The following is an 18,070-nucleotide window of genomic DNA, read 5'->3' on the forward strand; positions in this document are numbered from 1 at the left end:
AACCCCACTCGTAGAAACTCTACGAGCTTAGCCCCATTCAAACCGAAAATATAGTTTTCAGTTACAGAAAAACGATTTTTTTACGGTTTCGTGAAAGCAATTGTTTGCCGACCTCCGCCCATGAACTCAACAATAAGGTAGTAGGATCCCCTTGCGATGGTCCCTAGAGGGAGTCGAAGGATCCGATCACCCGCCGATTGCGTTGAAGTGATCAACTGGCCCTGGATGGTGTAAGCGCTTGCTTTTACAATAGGTTGCAAAGATGAGCCTGCTTCGATGATCAGGTCTTCGCCCGAGACGAAGGCATTTGCGCCGGCAGCAGCAATGGTCTCTTCATCCACATCTGAGACACCAACGGTGGTAAACGACGCTGCAGAGCCATATTCATCGGGTTTCCCAATGGATCTGCCGGCAACGCGCCAGAAATACCGTGTTCCCGCCGAAAGTCCGGTGTAGGCGCAGGTGCCGTTGATCGATGAGAAGCTGTGCTTTGGTGACGTAAAGGATGGGTCCGTATCAAATTGCACTACATACTGACCAAAACGAGGTGCAGTTGTATAGGTCACAACGCCGGTAACGGGAACGTCGATTGATCCCGTGACTGGGCTGATCGGAGTCAATCCCTGGGATGGGCTAGCAACGGTGGTGAACGTGGCGGTGTCCGACCACCTACCCGTTGTTGAATTGTTGTAACCGATCACTCGCCATCCATACGTAGTGCCTGGCTTCAGATTCGGCACGGTCCAGCTTGCACCCGTGATCTTGAAGAACTCAAACTCCGGCTTCGAGAAGTTCGGTTTAGAGGTGATCTGGAGATCATAGAACGTAGCCATCTCCACAAAGCTCCACGAGAACTCTGCGTCAATGGTATCCACGTTGCTCGTGAACTTGGGATCGATCGTTGACGGTGGATGAAGAACCGACGTGGAGATCGTTGTAAAGGTGAACGGATCTGCATCTGGTCCGGGGCCATACTTCCCAACGGCCTTCACAACCCAGCTTGCTCGCATTGCAACAGGTAGCGTTGAGATGGTAAGGGGCGGTGTGGTTGCCGAGTCCACTTTCACGATCGAACTGTCCTGCATCCGCTTGATGGTAATGATGTACCGAAGTGCCCCCGGTACCTCTTCCCACGTGAACACTGGACCGTCGGTTGGCACATTCGTTGTATCGTCTGCAGGATCAAGAAGAACCGGTGCAGGAGGAGAAGTGACGAAGAAGGCACTCGTACTGGATCTCCCAACGATGGTGTCATTGATCGCGCGAACCGTCCACGTATACTTTGTATTCGGACGAAGAAGGGAGTCGGGCACGAAGGTTGTCCCCGTAAAGATCGTATCAAGCGCTGGTGTTGGCGACTGCATCGGCATCACAACCAGACGATACTTCTGAGCACCGGTAGCGGCATTCCATCGGAAGATGTGCGACGGTAGGATGGCGATTGTATCCTTCACAAGCACGGGGGAGACAAGTACGGGCAAACCCAAACGCGTTGTGAACTTCGATACCGTTGACCACGGTCCGTAATCAGAAGTACGCTTTACGCGCACTCTCCAGTAGAGCGTAGTGAAATCCGGGATCGCTGTTATCGTTGTATCCAGTCTGCGAGTTGAAAAACGGGCGTAGACAGTCTGGAAGGTAGGGACGGCGGATAGCTCAACCTGAAACTCTCCAATTCCAACGGCACTGGTCCACTCAAGCTTAACGTCCGGTGCGAGCTCGGTAGCAAGATTTGCAGGGGCAAGAAGGCCTGGAGCAAAACACTTCTCATAGGCGATCATGAACTCGCCCATAAGCAGCTTTGAAACGGTCAACTTCTTGGTTGTTGAACTGTAGGTGGCATTGACGGCACTGAATGCCCCCTGTCCTTCCTTAACCCGATGGAAGAGAGTGATCTGATTAGGAAACTCAACTCCGGGAACGGAGCCGATGTCAAACACCATTGAACCGGCAACGAGGGCGGTATCCTTTACACGAACAACCCAGCGAGTTGGGAGAACGCCGCACGAGACATTGCCCACATAGGATATTGCATGGGGCTGATAGGCATGACGTTCAACGACAGCTTGTGTGGTGTCATCAACTCTAGACCATGTGATAGCAACGTGTGTAGTGCTGTCTCCGCGAGTGAATGATGTAGTTCCCGTGGCGGTGATGCGCCGGAACGCTCCGGTCATGGCAAAGACATCCTTCAGAACACGATAGGATGTGAACCCATTGGCCGTTGGATTATCGATCTGTACCTGAACAACACCGTCTCTGTCAACCTCGTGAGCGATGGTGAAATTCGAACCATTACCCCATCCGATAAGGACGTTCCCATTTTCAAGCTCCTGAACACTGCCCATGGTGGCGGCGTACAGGTCAGGTGTTGGTCTGAACTCCCAGACTCTCCGAACGGTCTTCGCATCTTCATCGATATCAAGCTCGATAGCTCTCGACCGTTGCGGGGCGGGCTTTAGGTTGCCGTTGTCAAAGACAAGGAGTGTTCCAGAGCTTGTGCGCACCGCAGAATGCTGGTGCGAGAAGCCTATGAAATTATCTGTGGTATCGTTGAGCCAGGTGAATTCATTGTGCTTCGATTTCGACCCGCCTAAACGCCACATGATATCACCGGTAACACCATTGATCTTGATGATCTCATCAAGGTGTCGACACGAGGCGAGGTAGTTCCCGTCTGTGTCCTTCCAGATCGAATTGATATGCAAGTAGTCTACAAGTGCCTGTGTAAGCTCAACGCCATCAGCAGCATCCGTCACCGGAATGTGATCCTTGGAATGCCAGCTGAAGAGTGTACGGCCTTCAAAGGTCTTTTCCTGGATGATGTTATACGTGACCTTGGCATCCACTCGTCCTCCCGGTACGATGCCGGAGAGGTCTACGATTCTATCTTCAAATCCAAGGACGAGGTACGACGTGTCAGTAAGGATCCGTGCCTCATGAAAGTCAGTAGTATAGGGGGCGTCTACCTTCATGGTATCGATCACGGCCCGGTTGATGTCACGCCGTATGTAACACGCTACTCCCTGACCGGCCGTGAAATGGGTGATCCACTTCCCCTTGTATGGAGCAACGTTTGCGTGAGGACCGGAACGCGTCTTGAACATGTTCTTGCCGGAATGGTCCATCATGGCAAATGAGTCCATGGCGTTGGGGGCCACAAAAAAGTACCCGGGAGAAGGGTTTTTAAGAACCGAGAGATTCATTTCCCTGAATGCGATCTGACCCAAACTCTCAACAGTAAAAGCAGAGAGAAAGACTGCAAACAGGCTGGTCACGACAATTGTCGATATTTGACGTCTACCCATGAAAATTCTCCGATTCATCACGTTTTCGCTGTGTTTTTGGGTGCTAGCGCACATCAGCGTAACAACTCTTTCAGCGGGTGTTTTGTTACAACCCGATGAACCGTATGCGTTTACGCGTGTGGGTGTTAACACGTTTATTGGTGTGAACGTAATCTACGCTCAAGAAAAGACACTTCTTCTTGCCACCTTTGAGGATCTCTTCAGATCCACAGATAAGGGGGCTACATGGAACACGGTTGCAGAGCCCCTTTCCTACCGACACGTAACATCGATCGATCCGCGTGGGGATACGGTGTTTGCAGGGATGGCCAATGGGTCCACCTTCCGAACAACAAATCATGGGCTGGATTGGAAGTCATATTCTCGGGTAGCTAGAGACAGTGCCTCTGAGCCGACCAGCCTACCCGGAATCCATGCAAAGGGGAACACCCACGTCTGGGTGGGGATCAAGGACAGCATTATGACCATAGAGTACTGGTATGGTGTATCGAGATCGATGTCCCGACCGGAATTCTCCCTGGCTTCGGCCTGCGCTACGGTGGATAGTCTCGTCTTTATTGCTCTGAAACGCTACGGGATACTCAGGCTCAATACGAACAATGATGTTGTTGACACCCTTCCGCTTGGACATTTGAATGGGGCGTTTTTCTCGGCTCTCGCCGTCCAGGATGGATTCTTGTATGCAGGTGTGAAGTTGGGGAGAGGGGGCTTGCATCGCCGTCCACTCTCAGGAACGTTGTTCGAGTCCGTGATCAACGACCGCGAATCTGGCATTATTGAGATCACCTGCCTGCAGCCTTCTGCTCGAGGCATGTATATCGGCACAAAGGAGAACGGAGTTCTTTTTGCGGGTCGTTCATCAAGGCTCATGCGATCGATCAGCGATGGAGTCTACCGCGGCATGGCACAGAACATCGTTGTTATAGATTCAACGGTGTTTGTTGCATGTAGACTTCGTGGTGTCTACGTCATGCACGGAGTTTCGGATGAGATCCGCCCCCTCCCAACCCCGATCCCCCAAAGTCCGGAGTACATTCTTGGCTCATTGGGAACATCGGTGGTTGTGGGATTTGCTGATGGGCGATTGTTGCGAAGTCCGGACAAAGGAAGGACGTGGGACTCTATCCCAAGTCCATTCAAACAAGCCCATCTCAATGCCCTTACAAGCAGAGGCAACACACTCTATGCCGCTACCTTGAATGGAGTTTGGTGTACGAGTGATACGGGGCGAACGTGGCGTCCGCTTGATCCTTCACTCAACAAAGAGAACGTGCAGAAGGTTGTGTTCCACGATAGCGTGATCGTCGTGATCGCTTCATCGAACGCATTCTTCCATTATCCTTCCGGAACAACGATCGCATTCGATCCGAAACTCACGCTGGATCATCTGCCGCGACTTGTAGACGTGCTATTCTATAACAACAAGCTCTATGGTGTTGGCTATCCCGGACTCTATGCCAGCGACGACAACGGCAGGACGTGGACCGTGTACAAGATGCCTCCCAAGGTGATGGTTGTTCGAACTCTTGCCATCACAAACAATACGATGTACATCGCAACCGATATGGGGCAGATAATGTCATGCCCATTGCCATGAGCTTTCTTCCTGCTACCGTCGTCATTTTCCTTGTCATGTGTCTGTCCGCTTCGGCTCAAAAAAAGCAAGACACAACCGTCTACACAAAACCTGAAGTGGTTGTAAGCGCGGTGCGTGCAGAGGAGAACATTCTCGAGATCCCGCTGGCGATCACCGTAGTTCCGGAAATGGTACTGCAGACCCAACGCGGTTATGGCGTGGACGGACTGCTCACTCTTGTTCCAGGAGTGATAGGTCAGTCGAGAACCGGAGGTATGGACTCGCGGATCCAGATCCGCGGCTTCGGCGCACGTGGAGCCGGACAACGGTCCAATGCAGGCACGTCGCGAGGAATTCGGTTCTATACTGATGGTATTCCAGAGACAGAGCCAGATGGCCGGACCTCGTTCGACCTGATCAATACGGTTCATGCATCGCGCGTGGAGGTCATTCGTTCAAATGCATCAACGCTGTGGGGTAATGCCTCCGGTGGTATCGTCTCGGTAAGCACAGTACCAACAACACGTAACGCCTTCACAGACCTTAGCCTATCGGTCGGAAGCTTTGGCTTTCTCCGGCAATCGCTCCTTGCCAACACTCCGATGGGTGACGGCCAGGCATATGCATCGATCACGAACACAGCTATGGACGGATGGCGCCAGAACTCGAGCGGATCGCAAACACTTGGAACGATAGGCATCATTCTCAAGCCGGCACCGCGAACGAACGTCAATGTCTTCTTGACGGCCGCAACGAATGAGTATCAGATCCCAGGTCCGCTTACCCGTGATCAGTGGCTCGGCGATCCGCAACAAGCTCAGGGTGACTCAACGATCTACGACCCAACGTTTGTGGAACGTGATGAGCGTAGGGACAACAACCTCGTTCGCATCGGCACCACCGTTGATCACAACTTCGATCTTGAGAACGGGATCTCAGCAACAGCCTTCGTGCAGAGCAAGAAACTCGCTCGCTCAGAACGGAACACCTGGCGCGATTTCAATCGATATCACATCGGTGGTAATGCCATCTACCGTAACACGCAGTTCTTGAGTACTGAGTCGCAGAACAAGGTATTGGCTGGGGCCGACGTTCAGTACCAAGATGGATCCATTCTCTTCTACAACCTTGATCCCACAACAAAGAGTCGGGGAACCACACTGCGTCAGAACAAACGCGAAGGTGCAATGAACCTAGGTGGTTTTCTTCAGGATGAGTTCATCGCTGGTCCATTCAGTGTAGTGGCCGGACTTCGGTACGACGCTATCACCTACCTCGCTCAAGACTTCATCGAACCTACTGCGGATACAACGGCTACATACTCAAGACTCATTCCCAAGATCGGACTCACGTATCGGCTGGAGCCCCTTGCAAACTTCTACGCAAGTTTTGGAGGGGGCGTTGAAGTACCGGCAGGCAACGAAACAGACCCGCCCAATGTGATCGGCTCTACGGTGCCCACAAAGGCACTGAACCCATTACTTTCTCCGATCGTGAGCACAACGTATGAAGTTGGGATCAAGGGCATTCAGGATATGGACGAAGGATTCTTGCGTGCCTTCCAGTATGACATTGCCGCGTATTACATCAATGTTGAGAACGACATCGTCCCGTACAATAGTGGTTCGTTCTACACAACCGTTGGACAAAGCAAACGAATGGGTGTTGAGCTCGGCGCTGTTGCTGTGAGCGATGTAGGATTCACCCTGGCTACAAGCCTCACCTATATGTCCACGGAGTACGTAGACTATACCGTAGACTCCGGATACATTGACACGAGTTTGGCGGGAAGCACTGTGAGCTACAGCGGAAATGAGCAATCCGGTATACCGGCATTCAACGCCACAGTGCGACTACGATATGACGTCCCGTCCATTCCGGGTCTCTACGGAGAGGTTGAAAGTAGAACGATGAGTTCATACTTCGCAGATGATGCCAACACCATCACCGTTGATGGGTGGACCACTATTTCGGCTGCGATCGGGGCAAGCATTACCATCGTGAGAGACAGAATCACGTTGAACCTACTTGGCAGGGTGGACAATCTCACCGATTCAACCTACATGGCTTCAGCATGGATCAATCCGGACCGCACAGCGGGAGGAACGCCCTACATCGAATCCGGATTGCCTCGGAACTTCACCGGTACCCTTGGAATACGGTATACACCGTAACCGGCCTGTCCGGGTCATTCGTGCGAAGACGTACCACATACACCCCTGGGTCGAACGTTGTCTCGATCCGGGGGTCTATTGTTCCACCAGGCCACTCGTGCGTGAGAACTCGCTTTCCTTGGATGGAGTAGACATCAACAGACTGAACAGAAACGAGTTCGTTCATCTGCGCCACCACAAGTTCGTTGCCCACAAGTGAGACCGTGATCGCAAGATCGTACTGATCTGCATCTATTCCGGTTGTAGCATCAACCGTTGTGAATCGTCCGATTGCACCATCCACCGATGAACCGGAACTGATTCGCCCCCTAACCCGCCAATAGTAGGTTGTTGCTGGAGTGAGACCAGTGTACTGACAGTATCCGTTGTTGGAGACAAACGTGAGTGGATCAGTGAACGTCATACTCGTATCTACAGAAACAGTGTACATGGAATACTTCGTAGACGAGGTGTACTGGAAGATGCCGGACAAAGGCACATCTGTGCTTCCAACAACAGGGACAACAGGTGTTAGACCATCGGTGCCTCGTGCCTTGGTCGTGAACATTGAGGTGTCAGACCACGAACTGACAGAACCGACAGCGCGGGCTATAACACGCCATCCATAGACCTTGCCGGGCTTCAATTGTGGTGCAGTCCACGATGTCGACGTTAGATCGTACACCGTAGTATCTGAAGAAGAGAATGAGCTTTGTGAAGTGAGTTGAACGTCGTAGTGTGTGGCATTCACAACCGGTTCCCAAGAGAACCGCACGTCGATCGTATCCACGTTGTTCGTTGAACGTGGTCCAATTACGATCGGTGCTTGCAGTTTGATCGATGAAGTTGTGATGAAGAACTGAGGACTAGCCTGCTCTCCTCTTCCGTAGCGCCCCACGGCATAACACGTCCACTCATATCGTGTGCCGGCCTGCAATGCCGCTACTACCATAGATCCTTTGATCGTGGAATCACGGACCACCACAACCCCGTCATTTGCACGGATGACAGTGAAGACGTACCTGATCGCGGTGGCAACAGGCAACCATCTGAACGTCACATTCACGGTTTCGACATCTACAGCATCGGGTTCCGGCTTCTGTAGTTCTGGTGCTGCGAGTGCCGTGATGAACTTTTCGGTCTTGCTTGCAGCTCCAGTGATCGTTCCCTTTGTGGCAGCAACTGTCCACGTGTAGGATGTGTTTGATAGGAGGGCTACACTGGGAACAAACGATGAACCGACAACTGTGGTATCTAATACCTTCTCAGCCACTTCCGTTCGTTCGACTCGTATGCGATACCCATCAGCGCCCTCTACTGTATTCCATGAGAACGGAGTGGATCGAAGTACCGCAATTGTGTCCTTGGCGATCATTGGAGAGAGGATCTTTGGTACAAGCATCTTTGTGGTGAATCTGAACACGCTCGACCAAGGCCCGTAGCCTGTGGTTGTTCTGGCTCGTATGCGCCAATAGTAGGTGGTGCCCCTTGCCAACTTCGCGATCGTAGTATCAAGGCGGAAGGTATTCGCTCGAAGGTGGACAACGTTGAAATTGTTGTTCTTCGATACTTCCAGCATGTATTCGCCTGAACCCACTGCAGCGGTCCACGTGAGGGTCTGAACAGTATCAACTTCAACTACACCATCCAATGGAGTTACGAGTAACGGGGGGAAGCACTCCTTGTATGCAAGCATATACTCCCCACTGAGCAGCTCCGCTGTGGTAAGTTGCTTTGTAGCAGCAGAGTACGTCGCATTGATCTGTGTAAAGCCGCCAACACCCTCCACGGGTCGATGGTAGAGTTTGATCATATTCGGATACTCAACGAGCGAGATGGAGCCGAGGTCGAGGCTAAGAGTACCACCCACGCGGTTCAGATGCTTAAATCGAACCGTCCATCGCATCGGGATAACTCCGCATGCAGCGCCTTCGCCATGTGCGATGAGATGGGGCTCATAGGAGTGTCGTTCAACAACAACTGATGTCGGTGCATCCACCCGTGTGATGTTGGCCGACACGTACGTTGTGGAATCGTTTCGCGTGAAGGATATGTTACCAGGGGCGGTAATTCTCCTGAAGACACCCGTCATATACAGTTCACACTTCAGAACACGGTAGGCGGAGAAGTTCGCCTCTTCGTTGTTGGTGATCTGTGCTTGGACCACCCCGTCCCTATCCACTTCGTGGGCAACAACATTGGTGGAACCGGAACCATATCCAATGAGCACGTTACCATTTTCGAGCTCTTGCACATTGCCCATGTTGTTTGCGTACATGGGAGGAGAAGGCTTGTATTCCCAGACACGGGTTGCGGTCTTGGCAACTTCGTCGAGTTGATACTCCACTGCTCTAGACTCAGCCGTTGGTTTCGTGTTGCCATTATCAAACAAGAGCAACGTACCATCTGCCGTTTCGGCAGCACTGTGCTGAAACGAGAAACCTACATAGCCATCTTTCGTGTCATTCAAGAACGTGAACTGATTGTTCTTTGAATCGGAGCCACCGAGTCGCCACATGATCTCTCCTGTGGCGCGATTGACCTTTATAACCTCGCTCAGGTGTCGGCACGAGAGAAGCAGATTGCCATCGCTCGCTATTGCGATGGAGTTGATGTGAATGTAGTCGATCGCACTGGCGGTAAGATCGATAGTTTCAGATGCGTCGGTTACCGGGATGTGTTCAATGGAACGCCACAGAAATAGTGTATTGCCGGAGAAGGTTCGTTCTTCGATCACAGCCGAGACCACTTGCACATCGCGACGTCCGCCAGGTACCGTACTGGAGAGGTCTAGTATCACGATCTCTCGTCCGAGGACATAGTATGAGGAGTCCGAGACGATCCGTATCTCATGAAAGTCCGACACATAGGGGGGGGAAGATCTCAACGTATCAATGAACTCTAGATCGATGTTCCGACGAATGTACATCGTCTGACCAACTTCTGACGTGAAGTAGGTGATCCACTTGTTCTTGTAAGCAGAAAGATTCGATCGGGTTTCAAGCGGCGCCCGATACATATACCGGCCGGCGTTATCGAGTATGGCAAACGAGTCACTGCACGCTTCGCCGATCAGGTAATACCCCGGAGAGGTTTGGCCCGTGACGTTAACCCCAAGCGCATGAAAATCTTCATCTTGGGCAGTAGCCTTCGAGAAGGACATCACTGCCATTGCGCCGAACGTAATGAGCATCGTCAGCACTGCTGATCGAAACATGTGAACCCTGTGGTGAGCAACCCTCCACGATACATAACAACGATCCGGTCGTGGGGTTACATCAATATCCCGAGTTTCATCGCAAAAGCGGATTATCAGAGCGTAAGAATGAACCGGTGCGTAACACATCCAAAACATGATGATATCCAAGCTTTCGTCCGCGCAGGAAGCCAAGCCATGCCATGTCTGCGAACCGACCGTTCTCAATGAGATCGAAAAGCCACTCTGAGGCATACTCAGGCTTTTCCTGACGCATCCCGGCACCGATCTCCAGGAGCCACTTGCGATTGAACTTCTCCTGCGACCCGATGGTCGGCGTCATGATGATCGGCAACCCAAGACCCGCATAGAACGAGAGTTCGCTCGGCTTGGTCCAAAGAATATCTGTGGATCGGATAGCGGAATTGAATGCGGTGAAATATTCATCAAGCGTTTCACCGTAGATCACAGACACGCGAGCATTGGGCCCTACGATATCGTGCTTCTGTTGATCAAACCAACTTTTAACCTCACTGCGCGTGCCGGCCACAAGGTTTAGCTGCATGGAACCGTTCTGCAATCGATCCTTGAATGTGCGCAGTAACGATGCGCCGATCTCCTTCAGGGCACCGGCACCGCCTACGGCATAGGTGATGGTCAATACTCTATCGGCAGGTATTGGGTGCGATGTGTCCGGACCCAAGAAGTGTTCAACATTCTTGCCGTGCAGTGTATGAAAGCGACCATTCGGATCTAAGACCTTTAATCGTACTGAAAGGTCGTTCTTCAACGTTGGTAGATCGCGTCCGCCAAGCAATGAATCATCAAGCGGGAAGCCAGTGAGGAAGATCCGATCCTCCGAAACTCCGTACGACTTCAACCGTTGTGCCGCCTTTCCGCAGGGGGCAAAGTAGTTGATCGATGATTCCCACGGATCCTTTGCCACCCATACTCTGTTCAGATCTGCATCGCAGATAATGCAATAGATCGGCTCGTGTCCGGCCTTATCGGCTACCAACGCCGGTACATAAAACGATGTGAGAAGGGGCTGACGTTTCCCCTCTATGATCCGAGCGATACCAGCCCCTAGCCCCTTTTTCAATTGTTTATCCAGCATCTCCACTTGATACGTGATGTGTGAGAGATTGCGGATGGGGTAGAGCGATGGGATGTGCAGGAGCGAATCGAGCATGCCAAACAGTTGCTTTCCAACGAGAGGAACACCCTTGGCGCGCGAGAACACTTCATACAAACGAAGGTACCTACGCCACAGCCTTCTCTCTGATTCAGCGGCCAGTTCATTGTCACCAGCCGGGATCACTCCGCCGTCAGCAAGGCCACGAAACGGAAAGGCCGCACGCATGTGACCATAGCCCATGTCTGCAGAGACTACCCAGATCTTATCAAGAGATTCGTTCATGGATCCTGTTACCGAACCTTGAACGTGGCCATCGTGATGATGGCAAGCATGATGGCAACGATGTAGAATCGAGTGACGATCTTGGCTTCGTGCCAGCCGCTCTTTTCAAAGTGATGATGGAAGGGGGCCATGAGGAAAATGCGCCTGCCATCTCCGTAGCGCTTCTTTGTGTACTTGAACCAGAGTACCTGGAGGATCACCGACATTGTTTCGGCAAAAAAGACGCCCCCTACGATAGGAAGCAGGAACTCCTTTTTGATGAGGACGCAGAGAACGCCGATAGCGCCGCCGAGTGCGAGTGAGCCCGTATCACCCATGAAGACCTGGGCGGGGTAGGCGTTGTACCATAAGAAGCCCATGGCTGCTCCTACGATGGCCGCGCAGAAGATCGCGAGCTCATCGGTACCGCCGAGATGCATGATGTTGAGGTATCCGGCAAAGAAAGCGTTCCCACTGAAGTAGGCGATCACGGCAAGTGTGAGTGCGCTTACACCAACTGTGCCGATACAAAGTCCGTCAAGTCCGTCCGTGAGATTCACGGCGTTCGACGTTGCCGTGATGATGAAGATCACAAGGGGAATGTAGAGGATGCCGAAATCGAAGTTCGACATCTTCTGAAACGGTACAGTAGTGAGAGTCTTCCAGGGAACGAGTTCGGTTGAGTACCACTCGGGGAAGAAGTAGATGGAACCGCCAACAATGAATCCCACCACTACCTGACCCACGATCTTGTACCGTCCGATAAGCCCCTTAGGATACTTCTTGATGACCTTGAGATAGTCATCGAGGAAGCCCACTGCCCCTAATGCTGCTGTTGTGAAGACCGCCATCACAACGTACATGTTCATGATGTTGGCCCACAGCAGCGTAGGGATGAGTACGGCAGCAAGAACGATGAGTCCGCCCATCGTTGGTGTGCCAGCCTTGAGGGAATGACCTCCCACTTGTTGTAGTTCTGACTTTGCCTGTTCGCCGATCTGACGTCGTTTAAGCGCAGCGATGATGCTCGGTCCAAGCAGGATGGCGATGAGGAGGGCAAAGATCGCAGCGGCCGCTGCACGGAAGGTGACGTAGCCAAAGAGATTGATCCCCGGTACGTCCATCATGGACCGGATCCACAATGCCAGTTGATACAGCATAGTTAGCCCTCATTCCCTTGCAAGTGTTCGATCACACGTTCCATGTGCATGCCGCGAGACCCCTTCACCAAGACAACCACTCCGTCTCCAACATGATCCAGTAGGTCGAGGGCGCAACCGCGATGTGTTTCGTGGAAGATCACACGCTCGTCTTCCGTCGACTCAAGGGTTCGACGGAATTCTTCGCCCATAAGGATCACCATATCTGCGCTGTTCTCTGCCTCTGTCATGATATGCTGGTGCTCTTCCTCTGCGGCCTCACCCAACTCTCGCATATCTCCCAGCACGGCAATACGATGCTGAGCAGGGAAGTGCTGAAGGGTTCGCAAGGCAATGATCATCGACTCGGGATTGGCATTGTACGAATCGTTGAGGATGGTGAGTCCGGCAACACGTTCCACAGACATCCGACCATATCCGTGAGAGGCAGGGGGCTCATAGGTAGCAAGTGCCTTCTGTACATCTGCCGGATGAATCTGCATTGCCCAGGCTACAGCTAATGCACACGCTGCGTTATAGGCTGCCGCAAGACCGTGTGCACGCATTTGAGCACGGAACGTGAACGTACCGTGGACGATATGCACGGTTGGGCGAACGTCTGTATCGAATGAAATGGTTGGATGGATCTCTGCCTTTGACTCAATGCCGAACGTGATACATCTGATGAACGTTGTGGCGTAGTTCCTCAGTCGCTCATCATCCATGTTCACAAGTGCAAGTCCATTGTGCTCTCGAAGCCAGTCAAACAGCGCCGTCTCCTCCTTCTCAACGCCATCAAGGTCAATGAGCTTCTCAAGATGCTCCTTGCCGATGTTCGTGATGAGGCCCAGTGTTGGTTGTACCATTGCACAAAGCGTCTCAATCTCACCTGGCTCGTTTGTGCCGATCTCGATCACGGCCACATCGTGTTCATCTGTGAGTTGCAGGAGGGTAAGGGGCGTACCGATCTGATTGTTGTAGTTGGCCTGTGTCTTAAGAACGCGCATTGTTGATGACAACACGTGCGCTGTGAGGTCCTTGGTAGAGGTCTTTCCTGCGGCACCGGCGATGGCCACGATAGGAATGGTGAACCGTCTGCGATGATGCCACCCAAAGGAACCGAGACACTGAAGTGTAGACGGCACAACCAACCACGGCACATCAGTTGGGAAGTCAGCGCTTAGGCCACCATCAGGTTCATGCTCAGCGATGATGAGAGCAGCACCCTTTGCTATGGCCGTGGGAATGTGATCATGGCCATCGAACTGTTCGCCGCTCAGGGCCACAAAGGCGTTTCCGGGCACAAGGGTGCGCGTATCCGTGCTCACACCGGAGACAATGATTGAAGGCGGTAAATGTGCTGCCGCGCGCCCTGCAATGATCTGCAGGTCGTCGTAGGAAAACCGGGCGGCGTTCGTCATAGGTTCACTCGTTATGCTGCAGTGCAAACATAGTTATGCTCTGCGCTCGGCAACACGCAATCGTGCGCTTCGGGCCCGTGGATTTTGGTACACTTCTTCCGGAGCAGCTTCAACGGCCTTCTTTGTGATAGTGTTGAGAGTATCCGTATTGCCGCGGAAGACATTCTTCACCACGCGATCCTCACCACTGTGATAGCTCATCACTACGATCCGGCCGCCGGGCGCAAGCACCGGGATCATTGAGAGCAACGTTGATTCAAGGCGCTCCAGCTCGCGGTTCACGGCTATCCGAAGTGCCTGGAACAATCGCGCCATGGTCTTTGGCTGATGGTGAGGAGGGATCTGTTGGATCACCAGGTCTCGCAGATCGGCCGTTGTGGCGAAACGAGCGAGTTGACGTCGTTGAGCGATGGCCTTGGCCAGACGCCATGCTTGTGGCTCATCACCGAAGTCGCGAAAGATCTTTGCCAGCTCCGGTTCCGTGCGAGAATTGAGAATATCGGCGGCGGTCTCACCCTCGGGCATGAACCGCATGTCTAGGGGTGCCATGTGCCTGAAACTGAAGCCACGATGATGGTGGTCGAACTGGAAGGATGAAACTCCGAGGTCGAGCAGAATTCCGTTAACGGCATGACCATGTTGTGCGACCCGTTCGTTGAGGACTTCGGCCATAGTGTCGAAATTGGCATGGACCAGAACCAGGCGAGATGCTTCGCCCCTTGCAAGTTCTTCTGCGAATCGTACCTGACAATGTTCAATGGCCTTTTCATCTGCATCGAACGCAAAGATGCGGGACGCATCGGAAGCCACGGAGAGCATGGCAGCGGTATGTCCGCCACCTCCCAAGGTGCCATCCACGTACACACCGCCGGGCTGCATCGCCAGGTAGGTGATGCACTCTTGGAGCATAACGGGGATGTGGTAGGTTTCTGCGTCGAGGCGTGCCATTGTGGGAATTTGCTCATTTTATGGTGATGAATAGGAGTTCAGCTATGAAATGGAACACTGCACTGTTCCTCATACTTGTCACTACAACGGTAGTTCTAGCCACCCGTGACGGAGTTCGTGAACCACGTGCCGAACGTGGACGCGAGGTGTATGATCAATACTGTCTGCGCTGTCATGGCTATGATGGATCAGGCGGAAAGGGGCCGTACGATATTCGCGGTCGCGAGGTCTGGAAGAAGTCACCCCGGGAACTCATTCGAGTATTGGCCTTTGGTGCCAGCGGGCGTACGGTCTATGGCGAACCGGGTGTGCGACTAGGAATGCCCCCTGCACCATACTCCAATGAAGATCTTGCAGCTGTTGCGATGTATGCGATGCAGCACATCGGCGGAAGGACTGTGAAGATCTCGGCAAAGGATGTTGCGTTGGTGAAGAGCGATCAGAGAAAAACGCTCAAGGACGATACGGCAAGGGGCTCCACAGCGAGGTAGGCCTCGGCATATCGAACACCGATGCGACTACCAAGGTAGAGGGCCCGTGCTTCGATCTCTTCGAGGAATCCGGGACGGGAGATGAATGTAGTGGGCTCGTCGCTTGTGTAGAGATCAGGCAGATAGAACTGCGAGGAGAAGGCCTTAATGGAGGCCATCTTTGCGTCGAACGAATCGGTAATGTCTACGTAGACGTCGGGTTCACGAGGGAAGTCATACTGTTGCTGGAAACACAACATCCGATTTGGACGATGTGGCACCTGTTCCTGTCCATTGTGCTGCGTTGAGATCTTTGTGAGTCCGGCGAGGAAGGCAGCTGAACGAGCGAGCTTATGCACGGCTTCGTGATCCGGATGACGTTCATATGGCGGAGGAATGAGAAGGAGACTTGGTCTCCACGTTCTGATGGAACGAACCACCGCATTGATGTTCTCGGTGGTATGCATGATATGTCCGTCGGGCATATCGAGGCACTCACGATCGTTCACCCCAAGGATACGTGCAGCTTCTGTTGCTTCTTGTTCGCGAAGGGAGGCAGAACCTCGCGTACCTAACTCACCACGAGTACACTCAACGAAGACAACGGTCCGACCTTCATTTGTAAGTTTCTTTACAGTTCCGCTGCACGAGAGTTCTGCATCATCGGGATGTGCAGAGAGGACCATTACATCAACACTCATTGAACATCTCCAAGCTCATCGATCTTATCAACGCGGCGCTGATGCCTGCCCCCTTCAAACTCCGTTTTCAAGAAGGCGCGTACCATCTCTTGAGCGAGTTCGAGGGACACGATCCGCTGACCGACGGCGATGATATTCGCATCGTTGTGTAAACGAGAGAGTTGAGCCATTTCTACGCTCGTGCAATTGGCTGCACGAACCCCGCGTACCTTATTGGCTGCGATGGAGATCCCAATGCCTGATCCACAGACCACCACGCCGAAATCTGCATACCCATCACGAACAAGATGGGCGGCCGCAGTGCCAAAGTCGGGGTAGTCAACGGACTCGGCAGTGTATGTGCCAACATCCAGCACCACATATCCGTCATCCACAAGCATCTGCTTGAGTGCTTCTTTGTAGATGAAGCCAGCGTGATCCGATCCGATTGAAATGGTCATGGTTTATCTACCTACCTGTGCTTCCAAAGCCACCTTCACCACGATGTGTATCATCGAGTGATGCAACAACATCCCATTGGACGTTTTCATGTCGTGCTACGACGAGTTGAGCGATCCTCGAACCACGTTCGATGATCACGTCTTCGCTGGAGAAATTGGCAAGGATCACCTTCACTTCTCCGCGATAGTCACTGTCGATCGTTCCCGGCGAATTCAACGCAAACACCCCTTGTTTGGCCGCAAGGCCACTCCGGGAGCGCACTTGCATCTCATACCCTCTCGGGATGGCCACACACACTCCCGTTGGAACCATCACAACCTTCCCAGCTGCGAGGATCATCGGCTCGTTGACAGCAGCACACACATCCATTCCCGCTGCACCTTCAGATGCATAGGTTGGAAGGGGCAGATCTGCCGCATGAGGAAGGAGCTGGAGGTCAATCTTCATAAGAAGCCACGGGTAGTTACTAGTTACTGGTTACTAGTTACTGGTTACTAGTTACTAGTTACTAGTTACTAGTTACTAGTTACTAGTTACTGGTTACTGATTACAAATCTACCATTCGCTATTCGCTATTCACTATTCGCTATTCACTATTCACTATTCGCTATTCGCTATTCACTATTCACTATTCGCTATTCGCTGTTCACTTCCTTCCAAAGTCCGCCGGGTTCTCACCCCACTCCTTTGTTTCCCATTTGAGGACGCGATTCGGATAGGTGTTCTTTTCGAGCCACTGCTCTGCACGTTCGATGAGATCAAAGACGGGCTTATTACCGGCGGTTCGTAGAACGGTTGTTTTTGCCTTGCGGTGTCGGATCCATGCAAGGGCAGTGCGCGAGTCTGTGTAGATAGGCTCCACAAGTCCGCGTTGTTTACAGAAGGCAAGACAATGAACAATGGCAAGGAACTCGCCGAGGTTGTTTGAGGAGTCTAGGTACGGTCCCATGCGAAAGATCTCCGCCCCGGTCTCCACATCAACGCCTCGATACTCCATCACACCGGTGGTCATATCGCAGGCTGCATCCACAGCGAATGATGGGAGGATGCAACCACGTACCGTTGGGGTTGGGCGCTTTGCCGCAAGCCTTACTGGACCTGTCTCAAAGGCCTCCTTGGCCTCTGAATGTGATTCATACGACTTGTATTGTGCGCCGGCCACACCGTGGATCTGCTTCTTCGCTTCATCCCAGGTTGTGTAGATGCCCGGACTGTTTCCGGTCCACACCACATACCACTTCTGTTTTTTTGCTGCTGCCATAGTCTGCAAAGGTACCGCGTCACGTTTTGTCTGGTGTACGACACTTAGAACGTATAC

General features: G+C 52.6%; 13 protein-coding genes. 3 read left to right on the forward strand and 10 right to left on the reverse strand.

The window, feature by feature from the left end; genetic code table 11:
* Positions 1-80: 80 nt before the first annotated feature.
* On the reverse strand, positions 81-3,308 hold the full coding sequence (locus IPI29_11750) for an aryl-sulfate sulfotransferase (GenBank protein MBK7413219.1): 3,228 nt from the start codon (positions 3,306-3,308) through the stop codon (positions 81-83).
* Here IPI29_11750 and IPI29_11755 point away from each other — a divergent pair.
* Both IPI29_11755 and IPI29_11760 read left to right on the forward strand, forming a co-directional pair.
* Positions 3,307-4,905 (forward strand): hypothetical protein, encoded by a 1,599-nt coding sequence (locus tag IPI29_11755; protein MBK7413220.1) that lies wholly within the window; start codon positions 3,307-3,309, stop codon positions 4,903-4,905. The two genes, IPI29_11750 and IPI29_11755, sit on opposite strands and share 2 nt — an antisense overlap.
* A complete protein-coding gene (locus IPI29_11760; protein ID MBK7413221.1) occupies positions 4,890-7,058 on the forward strand; it encodes a TonB-dependent receptor in 2,169 nt (722 codons plus the stop codon). The genes IPI29_11755 and IPI29_11760 overlap by 16 nt, the downstream gene beginning before the upstream one ends.
* Here the strand turns inward: IPI29_11760 and IPI29_11765 are convergent.
* The 5 genes from IPI29_11765 to rsmH form a co-directional block, all read right to left on the reverse strand.
* A complete protein-coding gene (locus tag IPI29_11765) occupies positions 7,024-10,254 on the reverse strand; it encodes an aryl-sulfate sulfotransferase (protein ID MBK7413222.1) in 3,231 nt (1,076 codons plus the stop codon). The two genes, IPI29_11760 and IPI29_11765, sit on opposite strands and share 35 nt — an antisense overlap.
* A gap of 76 nt (positions 10,255-10,330) precedes the next feature.
* On the reverse strand, positions 10,331-11,653 hold the full coding sequence (locus tag IPI29_11770) for a hypothetical protein (protein MBK7413223.1): 1,323 nt from the start codon (positions 11,651-11,653) through the stop codon (positions 10,331-10,333).
* An 8-nt stretch (positions 11,654-11,661) separates the two neighbouring features.
* On the reverse strand, positions 11,662-12,792 hold the full coding sequence (locus tag IPI29_11775) for a phospho-N-acetylmuramoyl-pentapeptide-transferase (protein MBK7413224.1): 1,131 nt from the start codon (positions 12,790-12,792) through the stop codon (positions 11,662-11,664).
* A gap of 2 nt (positions 12,793-12,794) precedes the next feature.
* Complete coding sequence (locus IPI29_11780) at positions 12,795-14,192, reverse strand: UDP-N-acetylmuramoyl-tripeptide--D-alanyl-D-alanine ligase (protein ID MBK7413225.1); 1,398 nt, start codon at positions 14,190-14,192, stop codon at positions 12,795-12,797.
* 33 nt (positions 14,193-14,225) lie between these two features.
* On the reverse strand, positions 14,226-15,140 hold the full coding sequence (rsmH, locus tag IPI29_11785) for a 16S rRNA (cytosine(1402)-N(4))-methyltransferase RsmH (GenBank protein MBK7413226.1): 915 nt from the start codon (positions 15,138-15,140) through the stop codon (positions 14,226-14,228).
* 44 nt (positions 15,141-15,184) lie between these two features.
* On the opposite strand from rsmH, the gene IPI29_11790 reads away from it, so the two are divergent.
* Positions 15,185-15,631, forward strand: coding sequence for a cytochrome c (locus IPI29_11790; protein MBK7413227.1), 447 nt, complete (start codon positions 15,185-15,187; stop codon positions 15,629-15,631).
* Here IPI29_11790 and bshB1 read toward each other — a convergent pair.
* The 4 genes from bshB1 to IPI29_11810 all read right to left on the reverse strand — a co-directional run bounded on the left by bshB1 (position 15,580) and on the right by IPI29_11810 (position 18,013).
* Positions 15,580-16,311, reverse strand: a complete 732-nt coding sequence (gene bshB1 / locus IPI29_11795; GenBank protein ID MBK7413228.1) for a bacillithiol biosynthesis deacetylase BshB1 — start codon at positions 16,309-16,311, stop codon at positions 15,580-15,582. The genes IPI29_11790 and bshB1 overlap by 52 nt on opposite strands.
* Positions 16,308-16,751 carry a ribose 5-phosphate isomerase B gene (gene rpiB / locus IPI29_11800; GenBank protein ID MBK7413229.1) on the reverse strand — a complete coding sequence of 148 codons (444 nt, stop codon included), beginning with the start codon at positions 16,749-16,751 and terminating at the stop codon, positions 16,308-16,310. Before rpiB ends, bshB1 begins: the two co-directional genes overlap by 4 nt.
* A gap of 7 nt (positions 16,752-16,758) precedes the next feature.
* A complete protein-coding gene (gene dut, locus IPI29_11805) occupies positions 16,759-17,199 on the reverse strand; it encodes a dUTP diphosphatase (GenBank protein ID MBK7413230.1) in 441 nt (146 codons plus the stop codon).
* A gap of 199 nt (positions 17,200-17,398) precedes the next feature.
* Positions 17,399-18,013, reverse strand: a complete 615-nt coding sequence (locus IPI29_11810) for a ribonuclease H family protein (GenBank protein MBK7413231.1) — start codon at positions 18,011-18,013, stop codon at positions 17,399-17,401.
* Positions 18,014-18,070 lie beyond the last annotated feature (57 nt).

It is taken from the genome of Ignavibacteria bacterium (assembly GCA_016707005.1).
Lineage (GTDB): Bacteria > Bacteroidota > Ignavibacteria > Kapaibacteriales > Kapaibacteriaceae > UBA10438.